This window comes from Dysgonomonas sp. 216 (assembly GCF_010501065.1).
GTDB lineage: Bacteria > Bacteroidota > Bacteroidia > Bacteroidales > Dysgonomonadaceae > QVMM01.
Window position 1 is genome coordinate 106,182 of sequence record NZ_QVMM01000005.1, and the last position, 23,696, is coordinate 129,877.

General features: G+C 35.7%; 18 protein-coding genes and 1 pseudogene. 3 read left to right on the forward strand and 16 right to left on the reverse strand.

The features are described 5' to 3' along the window. Positions 1-19: 19 nt before the first annotated feature. Together D0T53_RS04685 and D0T53_RS04690 are read left to right on the forward strand one after the other, a co-directional pair. Positions 20-1,012: a GSCFA domain-containing protein gene (locus D0T53_RS04685; protein ID WP_163265578.1), complete on the forward strand. Its 993-nt coding sequence runs from the start codon at positions 20-22 to the stop codon at positions 1,010-1,012. After that, positions 1,009-3,480 (forward strand): bifunctional UDP-N-acetylmuramoyl-tripeptide:D-alanyl-D-alanine ligase/alanine racemase, encoded by a 2,472-nt coding sequence (locus tag D0T53_RS04690; protein WP_163265580.1) that lies wholly within the window; start codon positions 1,009-1,011, stop codon positions 3,478-3,480. The genes D0T53_RS04685 and D0T53_RS04690 overlap by 4 nt, the downstream gene beginning before the upstream one ends. Positions 3,481-3,713: 233 nt before the next feature. On the opposite strand, the gene ilvC is transcribed toward D0T53_RS04690, so the two are convergent. Genes ilvC through ilvD form a run of 6 tightly spaced genes read right to left on the reverse strand, consistent with a single transcriptional unit; the run spans position 3,714 to position 10,671 of the window. Then, entirely contained in the window at positions 3,714-4,760 is a 1,047-nt protein-coding gene (gene ilvC / locus D0T53_RS04695) for a ketol-acid reductoisomerase (protein WP_163265582.1), read from the reverse strand. Positions 4,761-4,801: 41 nt separating this feature from the next. Further along, complete coding sequence (locus D0T53_RS04700; RefSeq protein WP_163265584.1) at positions 4,802-5,539, reverse strand: acyl-[acyl-carrier-protein] thioesterase; 738 nt, start codon at positions 5,537-5,539, stop codon at positions 4,802-4,804. A 25-nt stretch (positions 5,540-5,564) separates the two neighbouring features. Beyond that, entirely contained in the window at positions 5,565-6,119 is a 555-nt protein-coding gene (gene ilvN / locus D0T53_RS04705) for an acetolactate synthase small subunit (protein ID WP_163265585.1), read from the reverse strand. A gap of 13 nt (positions 6,120-6,132) precedes the next feature. Continuing rightward, positions 6,133-7,833: a biosynthetic-type acetolactate synthase large subunit gene (gene ilvB / locus D0T53_RS04710; protein ID WP_163265587.1), complete on the reverse strand. Its 1,701-nt coding sequence runs from the start codon at positions 7,831-7,833 to the stop codon at positions 6,133-6,135. A gap of 28 nt (positions 7,834-7,861) precedes the next feature. After that, positions 7,862-8,830, reverse strand: a complete 969-nt coding sequence (locus D0T53_RS04715; RefSeq protein WP_163265589.1) for a glycosyltransferase family 8 protein — start codon at positions 8,828-8,830, stop codon at positions 7,862-7,864. A gap of 11 nt (positions 8,831-8,841) precedes the next feature. Then, complete coding sequence (gene ilvD / locus D0T53_RS04720; RefSeq protein ID WP_163265642.1) at positions 8,842-10,671, reverse strand: dihydroxy-acid dehydratase; 1,830 nt, start codon at positions 10,669-10,671, stop codon at positions 8,842-8,844. Positions 10,672-11,075: 404 nt separating this feature from the next. Here ilvD and D0T53_RS13710 point away from each other — a divergent pair, with 404 nt between their 5' ends. Then, positions 11,076-12,056, forward strand: coding sequence for an acyltransferase family protein (locus tag D0T53_RS13710; protein ID WP_163265591.1), 981 nt, complete (start codon positions 11,076-11,078; stop codon positions 12,054-12,056). Here D0T53_RS13710 and D0T53_RS04730 read toward each other — a convergent pair. The 10 genes and pseudogenes from D0T53_RS04730 to rpsO form a co-directional block, all read right to left on the reverse strand. Then, positions 12,046-13,164, reverse strand: a complete 1,119-nt coding sequence (locus tag D0T53_RS04730; RefSeq protein WP_221411496.1) for a glycosyltransferase — start codon at positions 13,162-13,164, stop codon at positions 12,046-12,048. The genes D0T53_RS13710 and D0T53_RS04730 overlap by 11 nt on opposite strands. A gap of 67 nt (positions 13,165-13,231) precedes the next feature. Beyond that, entirely contained in the window at positions 13,232-14,515 is a 1,284-nt protein-coding gene (locus tag D0T53_RS04735; protein WP_163265593.1) for a hypothetical protein, read from the reverse strand. Between the two features lie 31 nt (positions 14,516-14,546). Next, a complete protein-coding gene (locus D0T53_RS04740) occupies positions 14,547-15,779 on the reverse strand; it encodes a glycosyltransferase family 4 protein (RefSeq protein WP_163265595.1) in 1,233 nt (410 codons plus the stop codon). 52 nt (positions 15,780-15,831) lie between these two features. Continuing rightward, the gene (locus D0T53_RS04745) at positions 15,832-16,926 is read right to left on the reverse strand and encodes a glycosyltransferase family 4 protein (RefSeq protein WP_163265597.1); all 1,095 of its coding nucleotides are present in this window, start codon (positions 16,924-16,926) and stop codon (positions 15,832-15,834) included. Between the two features lies 1 nt (position 16,927). Further along, positions 16,928-17,095, reverse strand: a pseudogene (locus D0T53_RS13715) (DapH/DapD/GlmU-related protein); the annotation flags it as partial. Positions 17,096-17,538: 443 nt separating this feature from the next. After that, the gene (locus tag D0T53_RS04755) at positions 17,539-18,675 is read right to left on the reverse strand and encodes a glycosyltransferase family 4 protein (protein WP_163265599.1); all 1,137 of its coding nucleotides are present in this window, start codon (positions 18,673-18,675) and stop codon (positions 17,539-17,541) included. Then, positions 18,656-19,969, reverse strand: a complete 1,314-nt coding sequence (locus D0T53_RS04760) for a lipopolysaccharide biosynthesis protein (RefSeq protein WP_163265601.1) — start codon at positions 19,967-19,969, stop codon at positions 18,656-18,658. Before D0T53_RS04760 ends, D0T53_RS04755 begins: the two co-directional genes overlap by 20 nt. A 21-nt stretch (positions 19,970-19,990) precedes the next feature. Further along, a complete protein-coding gene (locus D0T53_RS04765) occupies positions 19,991-22,369 on the reverse strand; it encodes a polysaccharide biosynthesis tyrosine autokinase (protein WP_163265603.1) in 2,379 nt (792 codons plus the stop codon). A 19-nt stretch (positions 22,370-22,388) separates the two neighbouring features. Then, entirely contained in the window at positions 22,389-23,222 is an 834-nt protein-coding gene (locus D0T53_RS04770; RefSeq protein WP_163265605.1) for a polysaccharide biosynthesis/export family protein, read from the reverse strand. 146 nt (positions 23,223-23,368) lie between these two features. Beyond that, positions 23,369-23,638 carry a 30S ribosomal protein S15 gene (gene rpsO, locus D0T53_RS04775; RefSeq protein ID WP_163265607.1) on the reverse strand — a complete coding sequence of 90 codons (270 nt, stop codon included), beginning with the start codon at positions 23,636-23,638 and terminating at the stop codon, positions 23,369-23,371. Between the last annotated feature and the right edge of the window lie 58 nt (positions 23,639-23,696).

Genomic DNA, 23,696 nt, shown 5'->3' on the forward strand with positions numbered 1-23,696 from the left:
AATTATAACTTTGATATTTATGGAATTCAGGACAAAAATAGATATATCGCCATCCTTGTTGCGGATAAGTTATAATACAAAAATGATGTTATTCGGGTCGTGTTTTGCCGAAAACATTGGAACCTTACTCACATTAAATAAATTCGATGTCAATGTGAATCCCTTCGGGATACTTTATAATCCATTATCAATAGCCAAGGCTATAAGCCGTTTACTGGAGGATAAAGAGTTTGAACATTCGAACTTATTCAATCACAATGAGCTATACCACAGCTTCTTGCATCATGGCAACTACTCAAAACCCAAAGCTGAAGATAGTTTACGGCTTATTAATGCGTCCTTACAGAAAGCTGCCGATGATGTGCTGAAAAGTGATTTGCTGATAATTACTTTCGGTACTTCGTATGTGTTTCGGGAAGTAGCTTCGGGCGAAGTTGTTTCGAACTGTCATAAATTGCCTGCCCGTAATTTCGACCGATACAGGGCAAGAGTCGAAGATATAGTAAAAGAGTGGTCTGCATTAATAGATAACTTGAGAAAACAGAATCCTTCTCTGCGTTTTTTGTTTACTGTTAGCCCTATCCGCCACTGGAAGGATGGTGCGCACGATAATCAGTTAAGTAAGTCTGTTTTGTTATTGGCTATAGACGAACTTCAGGAAAAATTTGACGACATTTTCTATTTCCCTTCTTACGAATTGATGCTGGACGACTTACGCGACTATCGTTTTTATGCCGAAGATATGACACATCCTAATAATACAGCAGTAACTTATATTTGGGGAGCTTTCCGTCAATCCTTTTTCGATGCTCATACCGAGGATGTTATGAAACAGTGGAATATTATAAAACAAGCTTTAGAGCACAGACCAATAAATGCAGAGAGCAAAGAACATAAGGAATTTTTAAGGCAAACTTTGTTAAAGCTCGATACATTTCAGCAGAAATATTCTTACTTTAGTTGTGAATTGGAAAAAGAAAGCCTATTGAAACAACTATACACTGAGAAATGACTTATACAATAACCGAAATAGCTAAGGTTCTGGGCTGTAAATCCGAGATCCTTTCAAATTATAAGATAGCTCACCTGCTAACAGATAGCCGTAACTTATTTTATCCTAAAGAAACGTTGTTTTTTGCAATTCAAACAAAGAATAACGACGGGCATAAATTTGTAGCTGAGCTTTATAAACTGCAAGTGCGTAATTTTGTTGTGCAAAAAAAATTGCCACAGTGGGACACATATACCGATGCTAATTTTATTGTGGTAAAGGATACTTTATCGGCATTGCAAAAGTTGGCTATATATCACCGAAAACGTTTCGATATACCCGTAATAGGCATAACCGGAAGCAACGGAAAGACAATAGTGAAAGAATGGATTTATCAGATGATTCATTCTGTATTTAATGTTGTGAGATCGCCCCGAAGTTATAATTCGCAGATTGGCGTTCCATTGTCGGTCTGGCAGCTCGATTCCGATACAGAGATCGGACTATTTGAGGCCGGAATCTCAATGCCTAACGAGATGTCGAATCTTGAGCCGATTATCAGCCCCACTATCGGAGTGATTACAAATATTGGGGATGCCCATCAGGAAAACTTCAAAAACCTGAAACAAAAGTGCCTCGAAAAGCTTGAATTATTCAGGAATAGCGATATACTTATCTGTAAGGAGAACGACCGTCTGATAGACGAATGTGTGGAAGAAGCATGCTTATCGCATAAAAAATTCACATGGTCGCGTACTCCGTCCGAAACAAGCCCCTTACAGATTATAGATGTGAAGAAAACGGGAAATTCGAGTACGATAAGATATTCTTTTCTGAGTATTGATTTTTCGATAGAAATCCCATATTCGGATGAAGCCTCTATCGAAAATGCGACAGCAGCTATGGCAGTAGCCCTGTATCTGCATGCTCCTATCGAGATAGTTAAGGAGCGAATGCTGACATTAGAACCTGTTGCTATGCGCTTAGATGTGAGGCAAGGTAAATATAATACAGTAATAATAAACGATTCGTACAACTCGGATATAAATTCGTTGAAGATCGCGCTTGACTTTCTTGTTCAGCGTTCGGCAGCTTCGGGATTGAAGAAAACCCTTATACTTTCCGATATTCTGCAATCGGGTTCACAAACCAAAGCTTTATATGCAAAGGTTGCAGATATGGTGCAGCAAAAAGAGGTAAACCGTATTATTGGCATTGGTCCTGATATTTCTATGTGCGGAGAGGCTTTTAAAAATATCGAAAGTAAATTCTATTTATCGACGGACGAGTTTATTAATTCGGGAGAGTTATATCAGTTTCATAACGAAATAGTTTTACTGAAAGGTTCGCGTTGGTTCGAATTCGAACGTATAAATACTTTGCTCGAACAGAAAACACACGAAACAGTACTCGAAATTAATTTGGATGCGATAGTCCATAATTTTAATTTTTACCGGTCGAGATTAAAGCCCGAAACTAAAATGATTTGCATGGTTAAAGCAGATGGATATGGTTCGGGCGCATCAGAAATCGCAAAAACCTTACAGCATCACAAATGCGATTATTTAGCTGTGGCAATAGCCGAGGAAGGCGTTGTTTTGCGTAAGGAAGGAATAAAGCTTCCGATAATTGTACTGAATCCTGAAGTTAATGGGTTTGACGAACTATTCGATTATAAACTCGAACCCGAAGTTTATAATTTCAGAATATTGGACGCATTTATCAGGGAATCTCAAAGGCGCGGAATCACTGATTACCCGATTCATTTGAAAATTGATACGGGAATGCATCGTTTAGGCTTTGCCGGAAAAGATATAGAAAAACTGACAAGTATTTTAAATTCGCAACGAGGATTGCGTGCGCAGTCGGTTTTTTCGCATCTGGCAGCTAGCGAAAGTTGGGATTTTGACGAATTTACTCATGAACAGATAAGTACCTTTAAAGAAATAGCAAAACAGCTGGAGGCAGGTTGCGGATATCCGTTATATCATCACATTTTGAATTCGGCAGGGATAGAGCGTTTCCCTGAAGAGCAAATGGATATTGTGCGCTTGGGTATAAGCTTATATGGTGTTAGTGCCAGCGGTTTGAAAGGATTACAAAATGTATGTACATTAAAAGCCGCGATACTACAAATTAAAGATGTTCCGCTAGGCGAAACAGTTGGTTACGGACGTAAAGGAACACTCGACCACGATGCCCGAATAGCAACTATCCGTATCGGATATGCTGATGGATTGAGCCGCCAATTTGGAAATAAAGTGGGGCAGGTATTGATTAATGGAAAATTGGCCCCAATTATAGGGAATGTATGCATGGACTTGAGCATGATAGATGTAACAGGTATAGATGCAAAGGAAGGAGATTCTGTTATAATCTTCGGAGAAGAACCATCGTTACTCGATCTGGCAAAAGCAGCCGGCACTATACCTTACGAAATTCTGACATCGGTATCTTCTCGGGTAAAACGCATTTATTATAAAGAGTAAAAGTATTAAATATTTTTATCTATATATAAGATAGATCGGGGTAAGTAAATAGCAAATAACTTCTGACTGTCAGAAAATATTGTTTTTTGTCAGGTATGTCAGGTTTTGAAATATTCTTCACCTCAGCCACTCAAAGAAGCATATTAATTCTACATAAATAGAATTAGTACACAGCAAAAAAATAAGGGAAACCTGCAAAGCAAATTCCCCCTATCTTATGAAATAAAATATTATTAGTTGTTTTCCGGACGAAGTTTACGAACAACTGCACCTGCACGCCACATTTCACTTTCGCGAAGGGCTTTAAGTTCTTCTTCAAGTTTTTCGCGATAGTCAGGTTTTGAGTTAGTATCGATAGAACGTTGAGCCTCGTTACCTGAAGCAACTTCTGCATACAATTTTGCGAATACAGGTTTAGTTGCGTCGTGGAATGGCCCCATCCAGTCTAAAGCTCCGCGTTGAGCTGTAGTCGAACAGTTTGCATACATCCAATCCATACCGTTTTCTGCGAATAAAGGCATCAACGACTGGGTAAGCTCTTCAACTGTTTCGTTAAAAGCTTCCGATGGCGAGTGTCCGTTTTCGCGCAACACCTCGTACTGAGCCAAAAGAATACCTTGAATAGCACCCATAAGTGTACCACGCTCGCCTGTAAGGTCTGAGTAAACCTCACGTTTGAAATTGGTTTCGAACAAATATCCTGAACCAACACCAATACCTAAAGCAACAACACGTTCTTTTGCTTTACCTGTAGCATCTTGGAAAATAGCGTAGCTTGAGTTCAAACCACGTCCTTCAAGGAACATACGGCGAAGGCTTGTTCCCGAACCTTTAGGTGCAACAAGAATAACATCAACATCGGCAGGAGGAACAATTCCTGTGCGCTCTTTATAAGTGATGCCAAATCCGTGAGAGAAATACAGAGCTTTACCTGCTGTTAAATAAGGTTTAAGGCGTGGCCATACTTCAATTTGAGCAGCATCAGACAAAAGATATTGAATGATAGTACCTTTTTCTGCAGCTTCTTCTATATCGAACAAAGTTTCGCCCGGTACCCATCCGTCAGCGATAGCTTTTTCCCATGTTTTACCACCTTTTCTTTGTCCTACAATAACATTAAAACCGTTATCGCGTAGGTTAAGAGCTTGTCCGGGACCTTGTACTCCGTAACCTATTACAGCAATAGTTTCGTTCTTTAATACTTCTCTTGCTTTTTCCAATGGAAATTCTTCACGGGTAACAACGTTTTCTACTACACCGCCAAAGTTCATTTCTGCCATTTTAATCTGAATTTTTAAGAATTTATATTCGTAATCAATATTTATTTCCAAGTAACTCTTGATGAGCTTACTACTGTTTCACCAAATTTCATTTCCAACGTAAATACACTATCATCCTGATCTGCCCTCTTTATTAAATCGATAGACGATCCGTAAAGTGCTTCCGATACATAGTTTATCTCAAACCGCTGTATTTCTTTCTCTTTGAACATATCTATATCAAACAAATCGACAAAATGCTCGATATATTTCATGCTGTTAAGATGCTTGTTTATGTCAACATCGCTATATTTTACAATAAAGGTATCGATAGGGTCTATATCTTTCACCGGAAGTATCTTTTTCAGCCCTTCGATAGGACATACTTTCTCTTTATTCACATAATCGATTAGGCCTTTCAACTCCAATACATTTGTAGGACGACGGGTTTCCATGTCTATCGAGGCCCATATTGAACGGGCAAAGCCAATCTCCTTCCCGCTTTCGTCCTCAAACGAAAAACAACGCTCCGTAAATAGTTTGTTAACATCGGCAACCCATGTATTAAGCACCAAAACAGTATCGTTTTTAGGGTATTCAAATATCTCGATAGCCATACGCGAAAGTACCCATACACGGCTCCGGCTCGCCATAGCCGAATAACCGAAACCACGTTCTTCGGCATGTTTTGTTGCTGCTTGAAGCATAAAACCGCCAATCATCGGCAAAGTAGCTTTTCCCCTGAAATCGCTCAGATATGCATCGATAAAAAAATTATATGTCCCTACTTTTTGTAACATAATGTATACTTTATAAGGTTTTAGGTTACAAATCTACCGATTTTCGCTTACCTTCCAAACTTTTAAGCATATCACTTAACCTTTCTATCTTCGATTTATTTATAGCGATACGTCCCGACCTTATAAATTGCAACACACCGATAGATTTGCTCAACTCGTCAAAAAGCGTTTGCGTTTCGGCATAATGCCCTGTTTTTTGAATCACGACCCAACTTTCGTTAATATCAAGAATCTGTGCATTATGTTTACGGATAAGTGCTTCTACCGATCCCATTTTCAGGAACTCCGGAGTCGACAATTTATACAATGCTATTTCCTGATGAATAAGTTCGTCATCGACATTGAAGTACGACTTAAGAACATCCACACGTTTATCTATTTGTTTTACTACCTTCTCGATAGTCTCCCTATCGCTCCAAACAGTAATCGTAAATTTGTGGATTCCCTTAAGAGCTGATGGTGATACCGATAATGTTTCGATATTTATCTGGCGACGGATAAAAACTGTGGTTACCTGCCCTAGCAAACCAACCGTATTTTCGGAGAAAATAGTTACCGTATATAATGTTTTACCTTCCATAAATTTTTCTCTTTTATTCGTTTCCTAATAAAATATTAGTTATCGGAGCACCTGCAGGCACCATCGGATATACCATACCTTCGTGTTCTATTTCAACGTCCAAAATATAAGTTCCTTTATACGATAGCATTTCGTCAATAGCAGCATCTAAATCGCCACGTTCGATTACTTTCCTCGACTTCAATCCATAAGCCTCTGCTATCTTCCCAAAATCAGGGTTAATCAGTTTTGTTTCAGAATAACGTTTATTGAAAAACATATCTTGCCACTGACGCACATTTCCAAGATAGTGGTTATTCAGTATAATGATTTTTACATCTGTGCCATACTGCATAATCGTTCCCAGTTCCTGTATTGTCATCTGAATACCTCCATCTCCGGTAAAAAGGCAAACTGTGCGATCGGGCATTCCGAATTTTGCTCCAATAGCAGCAGGAAGTCCAAAACCCATTGTACCAAGCCCTCCGGAAGTTACCATACTACGGCTTTGTTTATATTGACAATAGCGTACACTCATCATCTGGTTCTGCCCTACATCGGTTACCATAATAGCATCGTGTCCTGTTGCTTCCGATACTTTGTTTATAACTTCCCCCATCTTTAAGCTACCCGATTGAGGATAAAGTTCTTTCTTAACAACAATGCTATACTCTTTTTCTTCATGCGGCTTAAAGCTCTCAATCCATTCGGTATGCTTTTGTGGCTTCAGAAGTTTTGTTACCTCTGTTAAGGTTTCTTTTGCATCGCCAAGTACTTTCACTGTAACGGGTACATTCTTGTTTATTTCAGAAGCATCAATATCGAAATGAATAATCTTTGCTTGTTTTGCATAAGTACTCAAATCGCCCGTTACACGATCGTCAAAACGCATACCAATAGCTATAAGCACGTCGCACTCATTGGTTTTCATGTTAGGTCCTATATTTCCGTGCATGCCTAAAAGCCCTTTATTTAACGGATAATCTGAAGGCATAGCCGACAACCCTAACACTGTAGATGCAGCCGGAATATCAGCTTTTTCTAAGAAACTCATTAATTCGGTCTCGGCTCCGCTCAATATAACACCTTGCCCGACAAGAGCAAATGGCTTCTTTGCCTCGTTTATCAACTGAGCCGCTCCCTCTAACTCCTCTCTTTTCACCTCGGGCTTAGGCTGATAACTCCGTATATAATTGGTTTTTTGATATATAAAATTAGTAACCTTCCCAAATTGTGCATCCTTAGTTATATCCAAAACCACCGGTCCCGGACGCCCTGTTGAAGCAATGTAAAAAGCTCTTGATACAGCCCAAGCAATATCTTCGGGACGACGTATTTGGTAAGCCCATTTGGTTACAGGCTGAGATATTCCTACAACATCAGCTTCCTGAAAGGCATCGCTACCTAACAATGAAGATGCCACTTGCCCTGTAATAACAACTATTGGTGTACTATCAATCATTGCATCGGCAATACCTGTTATGGTATTTGTCGCTCCCGGACCTGACGTAACGAGCGCAACACCCACTTTTCCCGACACACGAGCATATCCCTGAGCGGCATGGGTAGCCCCTTGTTCGTGACGAACAAGAACATGATTCATTTCATCTTTAAAATCGTACAAACTGTCGAATACGGGCATTATAGCTCCGCCGGGATACCCGAAGATTGTATCAACGCCTTCGTTTATCAATGATCTTATTAAAGCTTCACTTCCGGTAATATCTTTATTCATTGTTCTTATGTTTTTTACAGAGCACTATTTATTTGATAATAATATATTTCTGACTTTCTGCATCTTTCTGTAGATGTATAAATTTATGCTCCTTCAGTTTTAAAGCGTATAACAACTTTCTTTTATAGTAACGTATTTTTTGTTTTCGTGTTATATTAGTCCAAGCCAATGGAACCTTCGCCCAAGGAGACATTTTTTTATATTTGAGAAATTCGTTTGTCAAAGGATGCAGAGACAAACGAAGCCAAGGTTTATTGATTGAATTAAAATGAATAATAACAGGGTCCTCTATTGCTTCATTAATATCATCCTGATATTGATATACATTCCTTTTTTTCGTCAAATAGTAGAAATCTATCACATTAAATTTTATAGGTAAAAGTAATTTCGAATCATACAGAGTTCCGTTTATTATATCCTGATCGTTCATCGTCAGTTTACTATATTTATTTTTATAAAACTCCAAAAACACTTTTATCAGATTTTTTTCACGCCAATAACTTAGGTTTATAAGTAATACGCCTGCATTGACATACTCAAATTTAGAGGGATAACCAAGCGTTTCGAATACGTGAGGATCAAAAGCTCCTAAATCAGGTATACCTGCTACTGAATACCCTGTTATATCGGTATTCCATAATTCTATTAAATTTTTAGCAATAATAATATCACTATCAAGATATAATACCTTTTTGACATCAGCCGGAAGTAAATCCCCTAAAAAAAGCCTGATATAAGTTGCAAAACTTAAATATTTAGAATTCCCTAACAGAAAGCCATAAGGCTTAAGGAAATCCTCATCCATTTCGTAAAAAAACACTGAAGCATTTTTATATTGAGCAATAATATCTGAAAGCTTGCCCTTCGAATAATCGCTTAACCCCATACCTACAATGTGAAGAACGATCTTATTATCTCGGTTATTCTCCAACAGCGATATTATAGTTATGCCACAAGGCATAACATAATTATTGTCTGTACAAAGGGCTATATTCATATATCTATTTTTTATTCGATTATTCTTACACCACCTTTATCTGCCGAACTAACCATACTTGCATAAGCTTTCAATGCTTTAGATACAGTGCGGTCTCTATCCGGTGTAAACGCAGATTTACCTTTTGACAATTCGTCCTTTCGTCTATCTGCAAGTTCTGCGTCCGATAGTTTTACATTAATAGAGCGATTGGGTATATCTATTTCGATAACATCACCATCGTGCACCAAACCAATTGCACCTCCGGCCGCAGCTTCGGGCGATATATGACCGATTGATAACCCCGACGTACCTCCCGAGAAACGTCCATCGGTTATTAACGCACATTCTTTTCCCAGATGCTTCGATTTAATATATGATGTAGGATAAAGCATTTCTTGCATACCGGGTCCTCCTTTAGGTCCTTCGTATGTTATCACAACAATGTCTCCAGCCTTAACCTGATCGCGGAGAATTCCTTCACACGCAGCATCCTGCGATTGAAACACCTTAGCTGTTCCTGTAAATTTAAATATACTTTCGTCAACTCCGGCTGTTTTTACAACACATCCGTTTAAGGCTATATTACCTTTCAAGATAGCTAAACCTCCATCCTTAGTATATGCATGATCTATATTCCGAATACAACCATTAGTTCTGTCGGCATCAAGAGTTGGATAATAGCTGTCCTGCGATCCCATTACCAAATTAAACTTATTACCGGGAGCCGATTTATACAAAAGTTCAGCTTCGCTATTCGGATTCGATGTTGTTATATCGTATTTATCAATAGCTCCGGCAAGGGTCATTCCATCAACCCTGCCCACCGAAGTATCGACAAGATTAGCTTTTGCGAGTTCATTCATTATGCCGATTATACCTCCGGCACGATTTACATCCTGAATGTGATATTTATCTGTGTTGGGAGCTACTTTACACAAACAAGGCACCTTACGCGAAAGCGCATCAATATCGTCCATAGTAAAGTCTACTTCTGCTTCGTGTGCCACGGCTAAAAGATGCAGAATTGTGTTTGTTGATCCTCCCATAGCAATATCTAATGTCATTGAATTCAGAAATGCCTGTTTAGTGGCAATACTTCGAGGTAACACACTTGAATCTCCATCTCTGTAATATTTATATGCATTTCCAACGATCAACTTAGCTGCTTCTTTAAATAACTTTGCTCGATTGACATGCGTAGCAACAATAGTGCCATTACCAGGCAAAGCCAAACCGATAGCTTCGTTCAGACAGTTCATTGAATTTGCGGTAAACATTCCCGAACACGAACCACAAGTAGGACATGCCGAACGCTCAATAGCATCTACTTCTTTATCCGAAACGGAATCGTCCGCCGCTTTAATCATGGCGTCTATCAAATCAAGATGTTTATTATCTAATTCGCCGGCTTCCATTGGTCCTCCCGAAACAAATACAGCTGGGATATTCAACCGCATTGCAGCCATCAGCATTCCCGGTGTAATTTTATCGCAATTGCTTATACACACCATAGCATCGGCTTTATGGGCATTTACCATATACTCAACACTATCGGCTATCAAATCGCGCGAAGGCAAAGAATACAACATTCCGTCGTGCCCCATTGCTATTCCATCATCAATAGCAATAGTATTAAATTCGGCCGCAAAACATCCTAAAGCTTCAATTTCGGCTTTCACTTTCTGACCGATTTCATGAAGGTGCACATGCCCCGGAACAAACTGAGTAAAGGAATTGACGATAGCAATAATAGGTTTTCCCATTTGCTCCTCTTTCATACCATTTGCTCTCCAAAGAGCTCTGGCTCCTGCCATCCGGCGCCCTTGTGTACTACCTGAACTTCTTAAATCCATACCTATTTTATAAAAAAAGCCTTTCCCAAATTGAGAAAGGCTTATATATTAATTCGATTATTACTTATCTATTGTTCTATTTAAAACTATACATACCTTCCTCATTTATCCTTACCGACGAGCAGAATATCAAGAACGAGGACGTGTAAAATACAATTTGTCATAGTTTTTATTACAATTGGCTTACAAAGGTAAAAACATTTTTTTTAAAACAAACAATCTTTCAAGAAAAATGCTTTCAATATTCGCGTTTTATTGACTTTTTTACAGAAAATGCTTTTCTTCTTTTATCTATATATTACAAACTAAAAAATATGTGTACTTTTGCATTATTATTTAGACTAAAGACTACTTTATTTGTTCAAATTACAAATTTGTAATCTTAATTAAAAAACATAGAACATAATTTCATGAATTCGAATCGGATTATCTGGATTGATTTAGCAAAAGCTTTTGGTATCTTTCTTGTGGTTATCGGGCATCTTATTAGTACTGACAACTTAGTTGGACGCTGGATATATTCCTTTCATATGCCTTTCTTTTTCTTTTTATCTGGACTATGTTTTTCAAACAAATATAATTTCACTGTCTTCGTTAAACGAAAATTCAAATCCTTAATAATCCCATATCTGTATATTGGTCTTATTATATCAGTTTTGTATTTATTTATATATTCCTTTGAAGATATATTAAATAATATACGCCATCACTTTTTCAACTATGGCGCAATGTGGTTTATTCCTGTATTATTTTTCACTGAAATATTATTTTTTCCTATAACTAGAATTAAGAATAAAGTCATAATTTTAATTCTCATATTTATTTCCTTTGTTGTTGGGTATCTTATTTCGGATTTTAAAATACTTTCTACTAAAGTTTTCCTTTTAAATTCAGCAAGCACTTTTCTTGCACTATTCTTTTATGGACTAGGATTTCTAGGAAAGAATATATTAAACAAAATATTATCCAGCAATTATAAATATCATATATTCATTGTTCTTGTTGCCTGCCACTGGATGTTTTTAATATTATCAGGAACAGCAATTAATATACAACTGAATTTACTTCCAAACCCAATTTACAATTGTTGTGCAGCTATTTCAGGATTATTAGCTTTTTGCCTTTTTTCTTATATATTTTCTTTGATAATAAAGAAAGAAGCAATAATAGGTGGCTTAATTTATATAGGGCAAAACACTTTAGTTATACTATGCTTCCATATGCTATTTATCGACTACTCTATCAATCTCATTAGGCCGCTAATCGATAACCATTTAATATACAATACTGTGGAGTTCATTTTCGTCTGGATATTGTGTTTTTCTTTTATTTACTGTATAAACAAATTTACACCTTGGATTATAAACAGAAAAAAAGCATTTATGCCATAATTACTTGTTTGTAGATTAATTCTATTTCATCTGCAATTTTTTTGGCATCAAATCTTTTAAGATTATCATATCCTTTTTTCATCACTAAGGATTTATCCTCAACACAAGTATCCAGTACTGAGTTCAAAACTTCAGCACTTTTTCTTGCCCAGATATTTATTTGTTCATTATTTCCCTGAGGACGCTTATCGATATAAAATGCAGCATCACCCCCAACTTCAGACATAGGAGGTTCTCCCGTTGTTATGACAGGACATCCAAAATTCATTGCCTCAATTATAGGCCACCCAAAACCTTCTTCTAAAGAAGGGAACAGAAACACTGATGCTCCAGAATATGCCATATCTACAAAATAGTCATTCGCATCTGTCACAACATATATATCCTTACTGTAACGTGATTGTGATTTTTTTTCAAGAAGACTCATGTCGGGAGTCTCTCCGACCAAAATCAAAGGCAATGAAATTTCCGATATATCCCGCCAAGCTTCATATATTTCAATAACACCTTTACGGTTTTTATACCATTGATTCCCCCCTACATGAAGAATATATCCACTTGATGTATCAACTTTAGTTTCTGATTGAATAAACAATCGAGCCTCATTTACATCTATCGCAGTAAATTGCCTATTAAGACAATTATAAACAACTGACGATAAATCTGGCTTTCGCAGAAGAAAACGATGTAAATCGGTCTGGGTTTTCTTTGAAATAGATATAAAATTTTTACCCTTTTGATATCCCCTACGAATATAAGACTGGTATTTTTTACCTGTCCAACTTGTTATATTTTCGGGTATTTCATCTAATGCCGAACGTTGAGCAAGAAAATCATGGCAATGAATTATATGTTTTCTATGTGATGCAAGAGGAACCCAAGGACCTAGAGCATGGTCTGCAAAAACAAACAAAGTATCGTCCGGATAGTTTTTTATCTTCTTTTTTACTGATATTGGAAATACAACATACTGATCAATATAACCCATCCATTTTTTCAGAAAAGAAGGGATCGGTAATTTATAGAAAACCGGACGAGCTGTTAAATAAGTAACATTATGCTTCTTTTCCGACAGTATATTGCCTAAAAACTGAGCGTATCTGGGCATACTCTGCGAATTAAGAAACAAAGGATGTGTAAAAATTACGATCTGCATATTTCCTTTAGACATATTACTATTCCACCTTCTTATTTAAAGCTGCCATAATAAGCCCTCCAGACAATGCAAAGAATCCCAAAGCTGTAGGTTGACCTATTTGTCCACGAAGAATAAGCGTACAACCAAAACTTAGCAGCATCCAAGCCAAAGGATCGCCTTTCAAATTTCGTTTAAATGAGGCAACTCCCATATTAAAAACTAAGACAACACGAATAGCTATTGTCATTAGTCCTAAAACAAGGCCTGTTTCGCCAATAATCCGAGGCCATTCTTCTTCAGCTATTAAAAAAGCCACTTTGCCGGACAAAAGCATCGCTCCAACATTGGTTCCCATACCAATCCCATAACCCCAAAAAGGTAAATCATCTGAATCTGTTATCCCCTGAAACATCCCGCCCAGAAAACGATTCCCTAATGTACCCTCTACGCCACCCTCATACTCTGATGCCGTGGTAAATCTAGCAATATAAACATCTATACTTGTTTGAATTATTGGTATTTGATAAACAATAAGCCCAACAATAAATATACCAATACATGCTATCAAAATCTTACTCCAGTACGAAGGTCTACGCATAATATACACTAACATAAAAAACAATGTTAGTAAAACCTCAAACATCAAAGTTCGACTAATAGATATCGGAATTGCCGCTAATAGCATAACTGTCGATAAGATTAGTATTTTTTTATCAATCCATTTATCGGAAGACATCCAGAAATAAAAAACAAAAGAAGCCAATAATCCCCAAAAAAAACTATTTCCTGCTCCAAAAGAAAATGTTCCTGAAGGACGATAATATCCCAAAGCTCCGGCAAATCCGGAAGACCCTTCACCCCCAACACCAATATTAACGATAGACGTTTGAGGCAAAGCAAACTGAATAGTTATTAAAACAAACATGGGAAGCCCTATGTATACACAGATTTTCCCCATCATCAAGATGTCTTCTCGAGAAAATGCTCTTCCTATAACAAATATTAAAGGAAAGTGGATAAGCATTATTCTTACACCATACATCGCAACACTAAGATTACCATGACCATACACAAGAGCCGTGAAAAACGAAATGATTGAAACGACTACAGCCAAAAGTATATATGCATTTATCTTAAATATATTTGACCTCCAAGCCATACATATCAGCCAAATAGCAATGGGGTCTCTAACCACAAGCAAAGGTGTTGCCAATCCGGGAATTATCCATTTACGGAAAGCCCCTTCAAATATGAGTAAAAAGAAATATAACCATATCCCTTTTTTTATCAAAGAAAGCTTTTTATCTCGATCTGATATCATACCTCCTGTTTTTAATAATCTTTCCAAAGCGTTATTCTAAAATTGCATCAATAATTTCTTTCTGATAAACTGACCAAGGTCTACTTTTTGCCTTTTTCACAGACAACCGTCCTGCCTCTTCTAATATTTTCGAACGCGAAAGTATCAATTCTAATTGGTTTAACAAAGAGTTTGTAGAGCCTGCTTCTGTTATCCAGCCATCAACATTATGCGTTATTATATCCGGACCAACTGTTCTATCTGTGGTAATAACTGGGGTGCCTTGCGACATAGCCTCGGTAATAACAAGCCCAAAACCTTCGAATAAAGAAGGGAAAACAAGTACATCCTGACTTCTCATTAATTCAAGAATCTGTGAATGAGGCAAACTTGGAAACCACTTATGTTTACTCAAATTATCGTTAAGCACTTTACAGTCTGCAACTGATGCTCGTCCAACAACAGTTAATTCAATATGATTTTTCAGGCGATCTGCCGCCTCAAATACATTTGCGATGCCTTTTCTTTGAGATAGCCCCCCAACAAATAAAACTTTCAGCTTTCTGTTTGTAATAGAGTTATATGTTCTATCTTCATAAGCTGAAGGAAACCCATATGGTATAACTTTTACTTCGTTCAATTTTCCCGGATATAGATCTAACGTTTTCGCAGTAAAAGAACTTGCAACAAATATCTGGTCAGCAAGGCTCAATTCCATATCTTTACGATCTGTTTTTTCTTCCGAATCAGCCAATCCTGTCATCGTTTCGGCCCACTCTGGCCTAACAAGGCTTTCTTTTGTCAACATCTCTCTCGCAGCCCTCCAATACCCTATCGGCAAATCATAAAAGCAAGTTAATTCTAATTCTTTTGCTTTTTTAAAAGTCTCCAATGCTCCATCTTCATATGCATATACGGCATTCAGTCCTATTTTTTGCAATCTGCTTAGTTCATGAGCTACCGTTTTGTCTAAATGCCGATAAATAGAATCGACACTGAACAAGCTATCTTCACTCTTTTGAAACCGTTTAACGCCTAACCTTGAAGATAAAACTCTTCCGACTTCGTATAACGGAGAATTTTTCGCATAGGGTTTTAATATCGAATTATATGTGCGCCTATGCAGCTCGCCCATTAGAGGTAAACTCCCTAATTTGTACAAAAAAGTATTTTGAAAAACAGCTATGGTTGTATAAAACTGACACAATAATCTGTTTTGAGCCAAAGCCTCAGCCGCGGCCCTTACGTTGGCATTTCCTGTCGGATGAGAGATTAAAATTTTCATTTTTAATAACCAAATTACAAATTCACAAAACAGTTTTTAGGACAAAAATATATTATTCGCTTTTTATAGCACTCAGAAATTTAACAACAACAGACTCTATTCCAGATTCAAACTCAATATTATAATCTAACATCTCATTCAAAGTCATGCATTCATTCCACTTTATAACTGGAAGCTTCATCAGACCTTCATCAAAATTAATCTTCGGTATCCAATCTTTTGTTATACAAATAACAGGAAGGTTATGCTCCAACATAGCAAATACCGTCCCACTTTTTTCTAAAAACAAATACGGAGTTGTTACAATTCCAAGTGTAGCATCCGAAAATATCTTTGAAATATTTTCAGGACTTTGCCTTCCATATATTTTGTAGACGAACTCCTTCTCCTTTAATATCGAAATCCAATTTTCAAGTTCTGGCCCATTATTCCCAATAAAGTTAAAAGTAACATTTTTATCTTTTGTAATATGAAGAATCCAATTTACAAATTCTTTAAATCTAGCATCCCTATGCAATGTTCCAAAAACCGCAAAAGAAATGCTCTCTTGATCTATCACATTTTTATCTTTTGTACAAACTGGTGGAATATTACTAAACAAAGGAAGAATTTCTGCTTTTATTCCTTCCTTAGTCAGGAATGCCTGATATACATGACTTTGAGTATGAGTAATTTTTGGAGATATAGAATGAACTACTTTTTTTAAAACGATCTTTTGTAGCGCACCCCAAATAGAAAACTTTAATGATGCATTTCTGTCCATACCTACCCAAAGTTCATGAAACATTATATGCCAATTGACAGCTGGCGCAAGTTTCTTCAATTTCCTTTGATAAAAAGGAAGCCCTATTTTTTGAGTTGAAAAAGGACAATACTGCAAACTGATCCAATCTGGATTAAACTTTTCAATATAGTTTTTGAGCTTTATCAATCGCTCTTTTCTTGATAATTCTACGGAAAGCCTTAGTATCGGAAATATTAAATTATTGTCATTAGATACAACATTGTCATCTTCACAGAAATCTTCCAATGATGCAATTGAAGGTTCATGTCCTAGTTTTACCAGCTGCTCACTAATTCGCCTACAATAATCACCAATACCTGATTTACCTAATTCTAATGACCCACAAAGAAATAAAATTCTCATACTATCTACGTTCTCCTATCTTTTTTGCTGGAACTCCTCCCCAAATTTCATATGGAGGCACTGATTTATTTACAACAGCTCCTGCTGCGATTACAGCACCATCTCCAATTTTGACACCCCTAAGAATTACACATCCAGACCCAATCCAAACATCATTACCAACCTCAATGCTAGTATATAGGCATGTGCTCGAATTTATTAATTTGTCTCTGTATTCGAAAGGATGATACGCATCACTAAATATACACAATGGAGCAATTAAACAATTATCCCCTATTTTAAATTCGGATCCGATGTTTATTTGCGTTGAATGCCCGACAAAAGTATTATACCCTATGCTTATTGATGATTTTCCTAGGGGACCTCCAACTCGTAACCTTACATAATCTTCAATAAAACAATTATCTTTGATCTCAACCCGCTCTGGGAATGGTATTAGAATCTTTTTTACTGTACAATTTCTACCTATCTTCAACCCTAAAAGTCTAAATTTGCATAGTCTTATTTTGTAATATGTATTCTCAAAGACACAACTGATTCTATAAAAAATCCTAATGTGAATTTTTCTTCTATATGGGCTAGAGTTCATTATATATCTTTTTATTTCACAAACTATTTCCTTTTATCTTTCAACAAATCGAGATAAACAGAAGACGTTTCTATTACAATATCTTCCCATCGATATTGATCTACTATCTGCTTTGATTCTTCTGACATTTTAAGCAGATAATCTTTATTTTGTATTAATTCAAACAGTTTATTAGTCAATTGCTCTTTATTACCATTTTCTACTAACAAATCAGGATGTATAAAATCTGATGGACCTGGCGATTTATATGCAACAACAGGCAAACCAGCACACATCATTTCCAATGCGCCAAAACCAAAACTCTCCAAATAAGACGGAAATATACCTATATGAAAACCTGATAAAATAGAGGGCAAATCATTAGGTTCAAAATTAAGAATAACATTTATATTTTTCCGTAACTTTCGTGGGAAAAATTTTAACACAGCATCCGTGGTTGTAAAAAGCCCTTTTGCTCCAATAATACTAAAAACAGCATTGGGATATTCTTTAACAACCCTCTTTATTATATAAATAAAATCTATAGCTCCCTTCCTGAATTCTAAGGTCCCAACAAAAGCTATTTTAGGAGCCTCCTCGATATTATCATAGTCACGTTTAATTGCCTGAAAGGCACCAAATCGATCTTTTGCTATTCCATTAGGAACAATTATTATTTTTTTTGAAGGATATAGTTGAGAAAGTAATTTATAATCTTCAGAGTTTTGTACTTGTATAACATCACAATTAAGTAAACTCAGATGAGAATATTTGTCACTTTTTTTATTATTATCCACAAAAAAAGTTTTTAGAGAATTCTTTATGTCTGCCAATCTTTGTTTGAAGCTGACAGGTATCTTTATTTTTTTAAAATGATAATGTAGTAATGCTGGGCGGGCAACAAATAATGTTGATTGAGCAAAAAGAGATCTATCGAAAGGTAATGTATCATATTCATATATTATTATATCAAAATTCTTGGCATGTTCCAAAAGATAGTCCTTTAAAGCTACCGAATAAGAATTCTTACTAATAGGTGCTGATGATAAATTAAGCATCTCATTTTTAATAAAAAAAACATCCCATCCCAAAGCTTGCAAAGCTTCACCAAATTCAAGTCTATTCTTAGTAGCACCTAACTTTTTGGTTAAAGGCACTGGACTACAAAATGCTATTTTCATTTTTATATTTTTTAAACCCTATGTAACTATTTAATACTGCTAACAATACACCACAGGACGCTGTAAGTATAGACATATATAAGACACCATCTATTTGAGTAAAATCAAAAAGAACAAGCCCTAATATTAGAGACAATACATCTAAAGGCACAGAGAAATATATATTAAGTTTGATCCATCCTTTTGTTATATTTAATCCATGCACAAGGCTAAGGCCAACGTTCAGTAATGCTACTATCGAAACCAAAAACAATGCTTTATTCAGCCCTAAATATTCAGTCCCTAATAGTTTAAGGACATAATCACCAAACAATGAAATCAAAATTAATGAAAGTAAACAAATAAACAACCAAATAATCACATACACTACATATATACGAATCATTTGCTTTTTATTTTGCTCTTTATTAAAAATTGGAACAAATACATTAGAAATCAAAGTCGAAAGGATAAGAATACACATAGATATACGAGTTAATGCTCCTAAATCAGCCATCCCTGAAGACGAACCAAATATTGCTATTAAAAATATAGATATCTGCCCTTTAAATGCATAAAACAAGGAGTTATGCCAATTCGTTCGAATATAATAGCTCATTTCCTTTTTATAGCCTACGTTTATAACCGGATTTATATTAAAAACAGCTCTCGCTTTATTCATACCCCAAAAAAAAGATACGTAAGCAGCTATAATTGTAATAAAGAGTAATACATATATATCTATCTTTTTGCAAATAATAGCCAAAAATAAAATTGGAAAAAACCTAAGAGATTGGTTTATTATATCGATAAGTTGAACCGTCCAAACATTTTTTTTTAACAAAAAAACAGTCTTTAAGAACGCCATTTTTATATCCGGTAAAACTATAATTGTTATCAAGCACAAGAAGATAACGATTTTAACAAGAGGTATATTTTGTCTTTGACAAACGAACACACCATAAATCCACACCACTAATAAAGCTACAATCAGCAACTTTACTCTTATCGTATGCGCTGTTTTTAACAACGAAGATAACTCTTCATCATTATTCCATACCCGGCCTCCTATTTTTTGAAAACCAGCCATTATGCCTGCTCCAGAAAGGGACAACAACATCCCCTGAATTGACATTAATAAAATATATACAGCATAATCTTCTTTCGTTAAATTTCTAACAATAATAAGAGTGATAGCAAAACCCAATAGTTGAAAAATTACTTGACCCAAAAAAGCCTGAGATACAAGTTTACCCCAATGTAAAAATTTTGAGTAATACGAATGAGCTAATATTCTATCCTTTATTTGCTTCAAGGCAACGTCATTATAAAAGATTTACTTCTTTTGTTCATAGCCATAGCTGCTTCTATAACTATACTTCCCATACTTACCTTTATCGGTAGCACTCACATCGTTTAACACGAGATATACATTTGGCATTTTTTTATGTAACGACACGTCGTTTATAAAATTAATAGCATTTTTTGGTGTCACTTTTTCGCGAGTAACATATAACGTTATATCCGGAATTGATTTTAGCAAGAAAGTATCTGAAATAATTCCGAGAGGAGCAGAGTCTATAATTATTATATCATAAATACTGCGCAATTCGCTCATTAATGTTTTTAACGATGGCTTCATTAACAATTCATTCGGATTGGGAGGAATAGTTCCGGCTTGTAGTATATCTAAATTTGGAAACATCTTAGATGTTAATACAAGTTTAGACCATCCATCTTCTTGACCTGACAAATATTCCGAAATACCTCTGCTTTTATCGACACCAAACATATTGGCTATTTGAGGATTTCTTAAGTCCATCCCCATAAGCAGAACCCGCCCAGAAGACAATGCAAAAGATGCAGCTAAATTAGCCCCGATAAACGTTTTACCTTCATTTGGGATTGTTGATGTTACCAATATAATTTTTTTATCAGGCGAATCGAGAATAAAACGTATGTTATTACGCAAACTACGGAACAATTCGGCTATAGGATCTTTTCTGTCTGCTCGCACAACTATTGTAGACGAGCTTTCGTTAGTAAGAATTTCCTCCAATACCGGAATTGTTGTCAATTTTTCTAACTCTTCCAGGTCATTGATATTAACATTCAATCGCTCTTTGATATATATGAAAATCACAGGCAATATCAAACCTATCAAAAACGCTATACTTAATATAATACCTCCACGTGGGGCAATCGGACCACTGCCTGTAGGCTCTGCTATTATCTTAGCTTTATCAGCAGATGAAGCCATTGTGATATTTGTTTCGATAGATGTTTGAAGCAAAAACAAATACAAAGTTTGACTGGTTTGTTGTTTTCTCATCAGCTCCAACAATTCTCTTTCCTGCATTGGTATTGCATTAATTCGAGAGGCAGTCAAAGTTTTTTGCTTATCAATATCCTTTTTAGTTATTGTTATAGCTCTCTTCACATTTTGCACAGAAGAAATAATCTGCGTCCGCATACTCTTCAATGTCTCATCTAGACGTATACGTGCCGGTGAATTTTCATTTGTATTGCTTTCCAGATACTCATACTGGATTAACATATTATTATATTCCATTATTATGGAACTAAGCCCGGGATCACTTATCCCAATATTTGGAATAAGCCTATAATTATTCTCTGGATTCTCAATAAAATTTTCTACTAAATTAACAACATTCAATTCGGTTTCTATTTCTGCATTCTTCTGTACTATAGCTCCTGTCTGAGACATATATAACTGAGTCTCTGAAGCAAGATCTACTATTCCTCGTTGTTTTTTGTAATTCTCTATTTTATGCTCAATTTCAGCCAAATCGCGTCCAACCTCTTCAATATGTTTGTTTACAAACAAAGATGTGCTACTTGCCATTTGGTTATTTTCCCTTACATTTTCTTCATTATACATCAGCATCAGCTGATTCATTATATCAACTCCTTTTTGGATATTAGAAATCTTTATGCTTAAATTTAATGCTGAAGCCCCCTTCATATATGGCTCTACAGATAGCATATCAGCTAAACGGCCGCTAACACTTCTCTCATTCTCTAATTTCACCAAATATTCATCATCCTCCGAAACATTATTATCTCCGAAACCTGCCCGTTTAGCGACATAAAGTTTTCCTTTACTATTAGGTATATCTATACTTTCCGAAAGATTTAGTAAATCCTTCTTTATAGACAACTCCTCCTTATTTACGAAATAAGTTCCATTTACTGAAACTCCTGAATTACTTGGCTTCAATGTTATTTCGATATATCCCGGAAAACTATCTTTAGGAATTCCTTCCAGATGCACATAATATGGACAACTTTTATAAACATCATAAATCCTTAATTTGTCTTTTTTATAATAGGAGATTTGAAGATCTAATGTCCGAACAACCTGCTTCATTAAAATAGGAGAAGACAGCATTGCTATTTCATTATTAATATTACTCGTTGCATTTATAAGTCCTAAATCCTGTAAATTCCCCAGTACTCCACTACCTTTTGCACCTGTACCCTTATCTTCTTTTACAAGAACCGACATCGAAACCATATAGGTTTGCTCTGACTTCAAATAGATATAAAAACCTACAACCAAACAAAAAGCTATTGATAATGCAAACCATTTCCAATACCGGATGCAAGTCAGAAAAATATTCTGTATGTTTATTTCTACATCAACATCATTCTCATACTGATCTCGTGCAATATATTTAGTTTTATCTTCCATTTTTATTTTTAGAGGGGGATTATCTGGTTGTTAATGAGATTACTGATATTAATATAGATATAGCCGAAAGACTAGTAGAAAGAGCTATTGATTCGATAGAGCCCCAACTAGAACTATTACCCTTAGCTTTATTTGTCTCTACAATTAGATTATCATTTTGCTGAAGGTAGTAAATATCTTTATTTAGCAAGATATTAGGATCTTGCAAATCTACAATATGCACATTAAGCTTTCCTGTCTCATCCATTCTTATAAGCTTAACATTGTCTCTCTTACCATAAACAGTTAGGTCGCCTGCCTTAGCTAGTGCTTCAAATATAGTTACCCTTTCATTTGCTATTGTATATGTTCCGGGTTTAGCAACCTCTCCATTTACTGTTATTTTATAATCTACAAAACGTATATTTACAATTGGTTTTTCATTAAGATATTTAGGATATATTAAAGACGCGATATATCCCTCTGCTTGAGATTTTGTCAACCCTCCTATTTTCACTTCGCCAAGTGTCGGTATTTTAATTACGCCATCACTATTTACAATATAATTCTGTAACGAACCCGAATTTTCGCTGGTCATTGTAACATTTGTTTGTACTGGTTGATTTAAATTATTGGGAACCAATGGCAAGTTAAAGTCTTTAACACCCGGAGCCAACGAATTAACAGTCACAATCAGCACATCACTAGGCATGATTTTCGCTTCAAACATATGTGCAGATGCACTTAGTTGCTCCTGTGTAAGAGCCTCAGCATCTTTAACATAAGGAAGATTCTTATATGATTTACATGAAACAAATAAAAAGGCGAATGAAAAGAAAATCAAAGCCTTCGTAATTTTACTTTTATTTATCATAATATAAATTTAAAATATGCGTAAAATTAAGAATTTAAAGTAGGGTTGTAAAGTATGTTGTATTCAGATATCAGAATCTGCATAAAAAAACATAATCGCTTCGTGTTTTATTTATCATGAAGCGATTATATTTTTGATATCAGAATTTATTTTCTGATACCTAATTCTTTAATAATAGCACGATATCTTTCGATATCAATTGCGATAAGATAATCGAGTAAACGACGACGTTTTCCTACCAACATCTTAAGCGCTCTTTCCGTGTTATAATCTTTTTTGTTTGACTTTAAGTGTTCAGTCAAATGCGAAATACGGTACGAAAACAAAGCAATCTGAGCTTCTGGTGAGCCAGTATCAGTGTTAGACTTTCCGTATTTAGCAAAGATTTCTTTCTTTTTTTCAGAATCTAAATACATAATTTACTTTATTTTAAAAATAATTTTCGGCCACAAAGGTACGCTTTATTTTTTTATA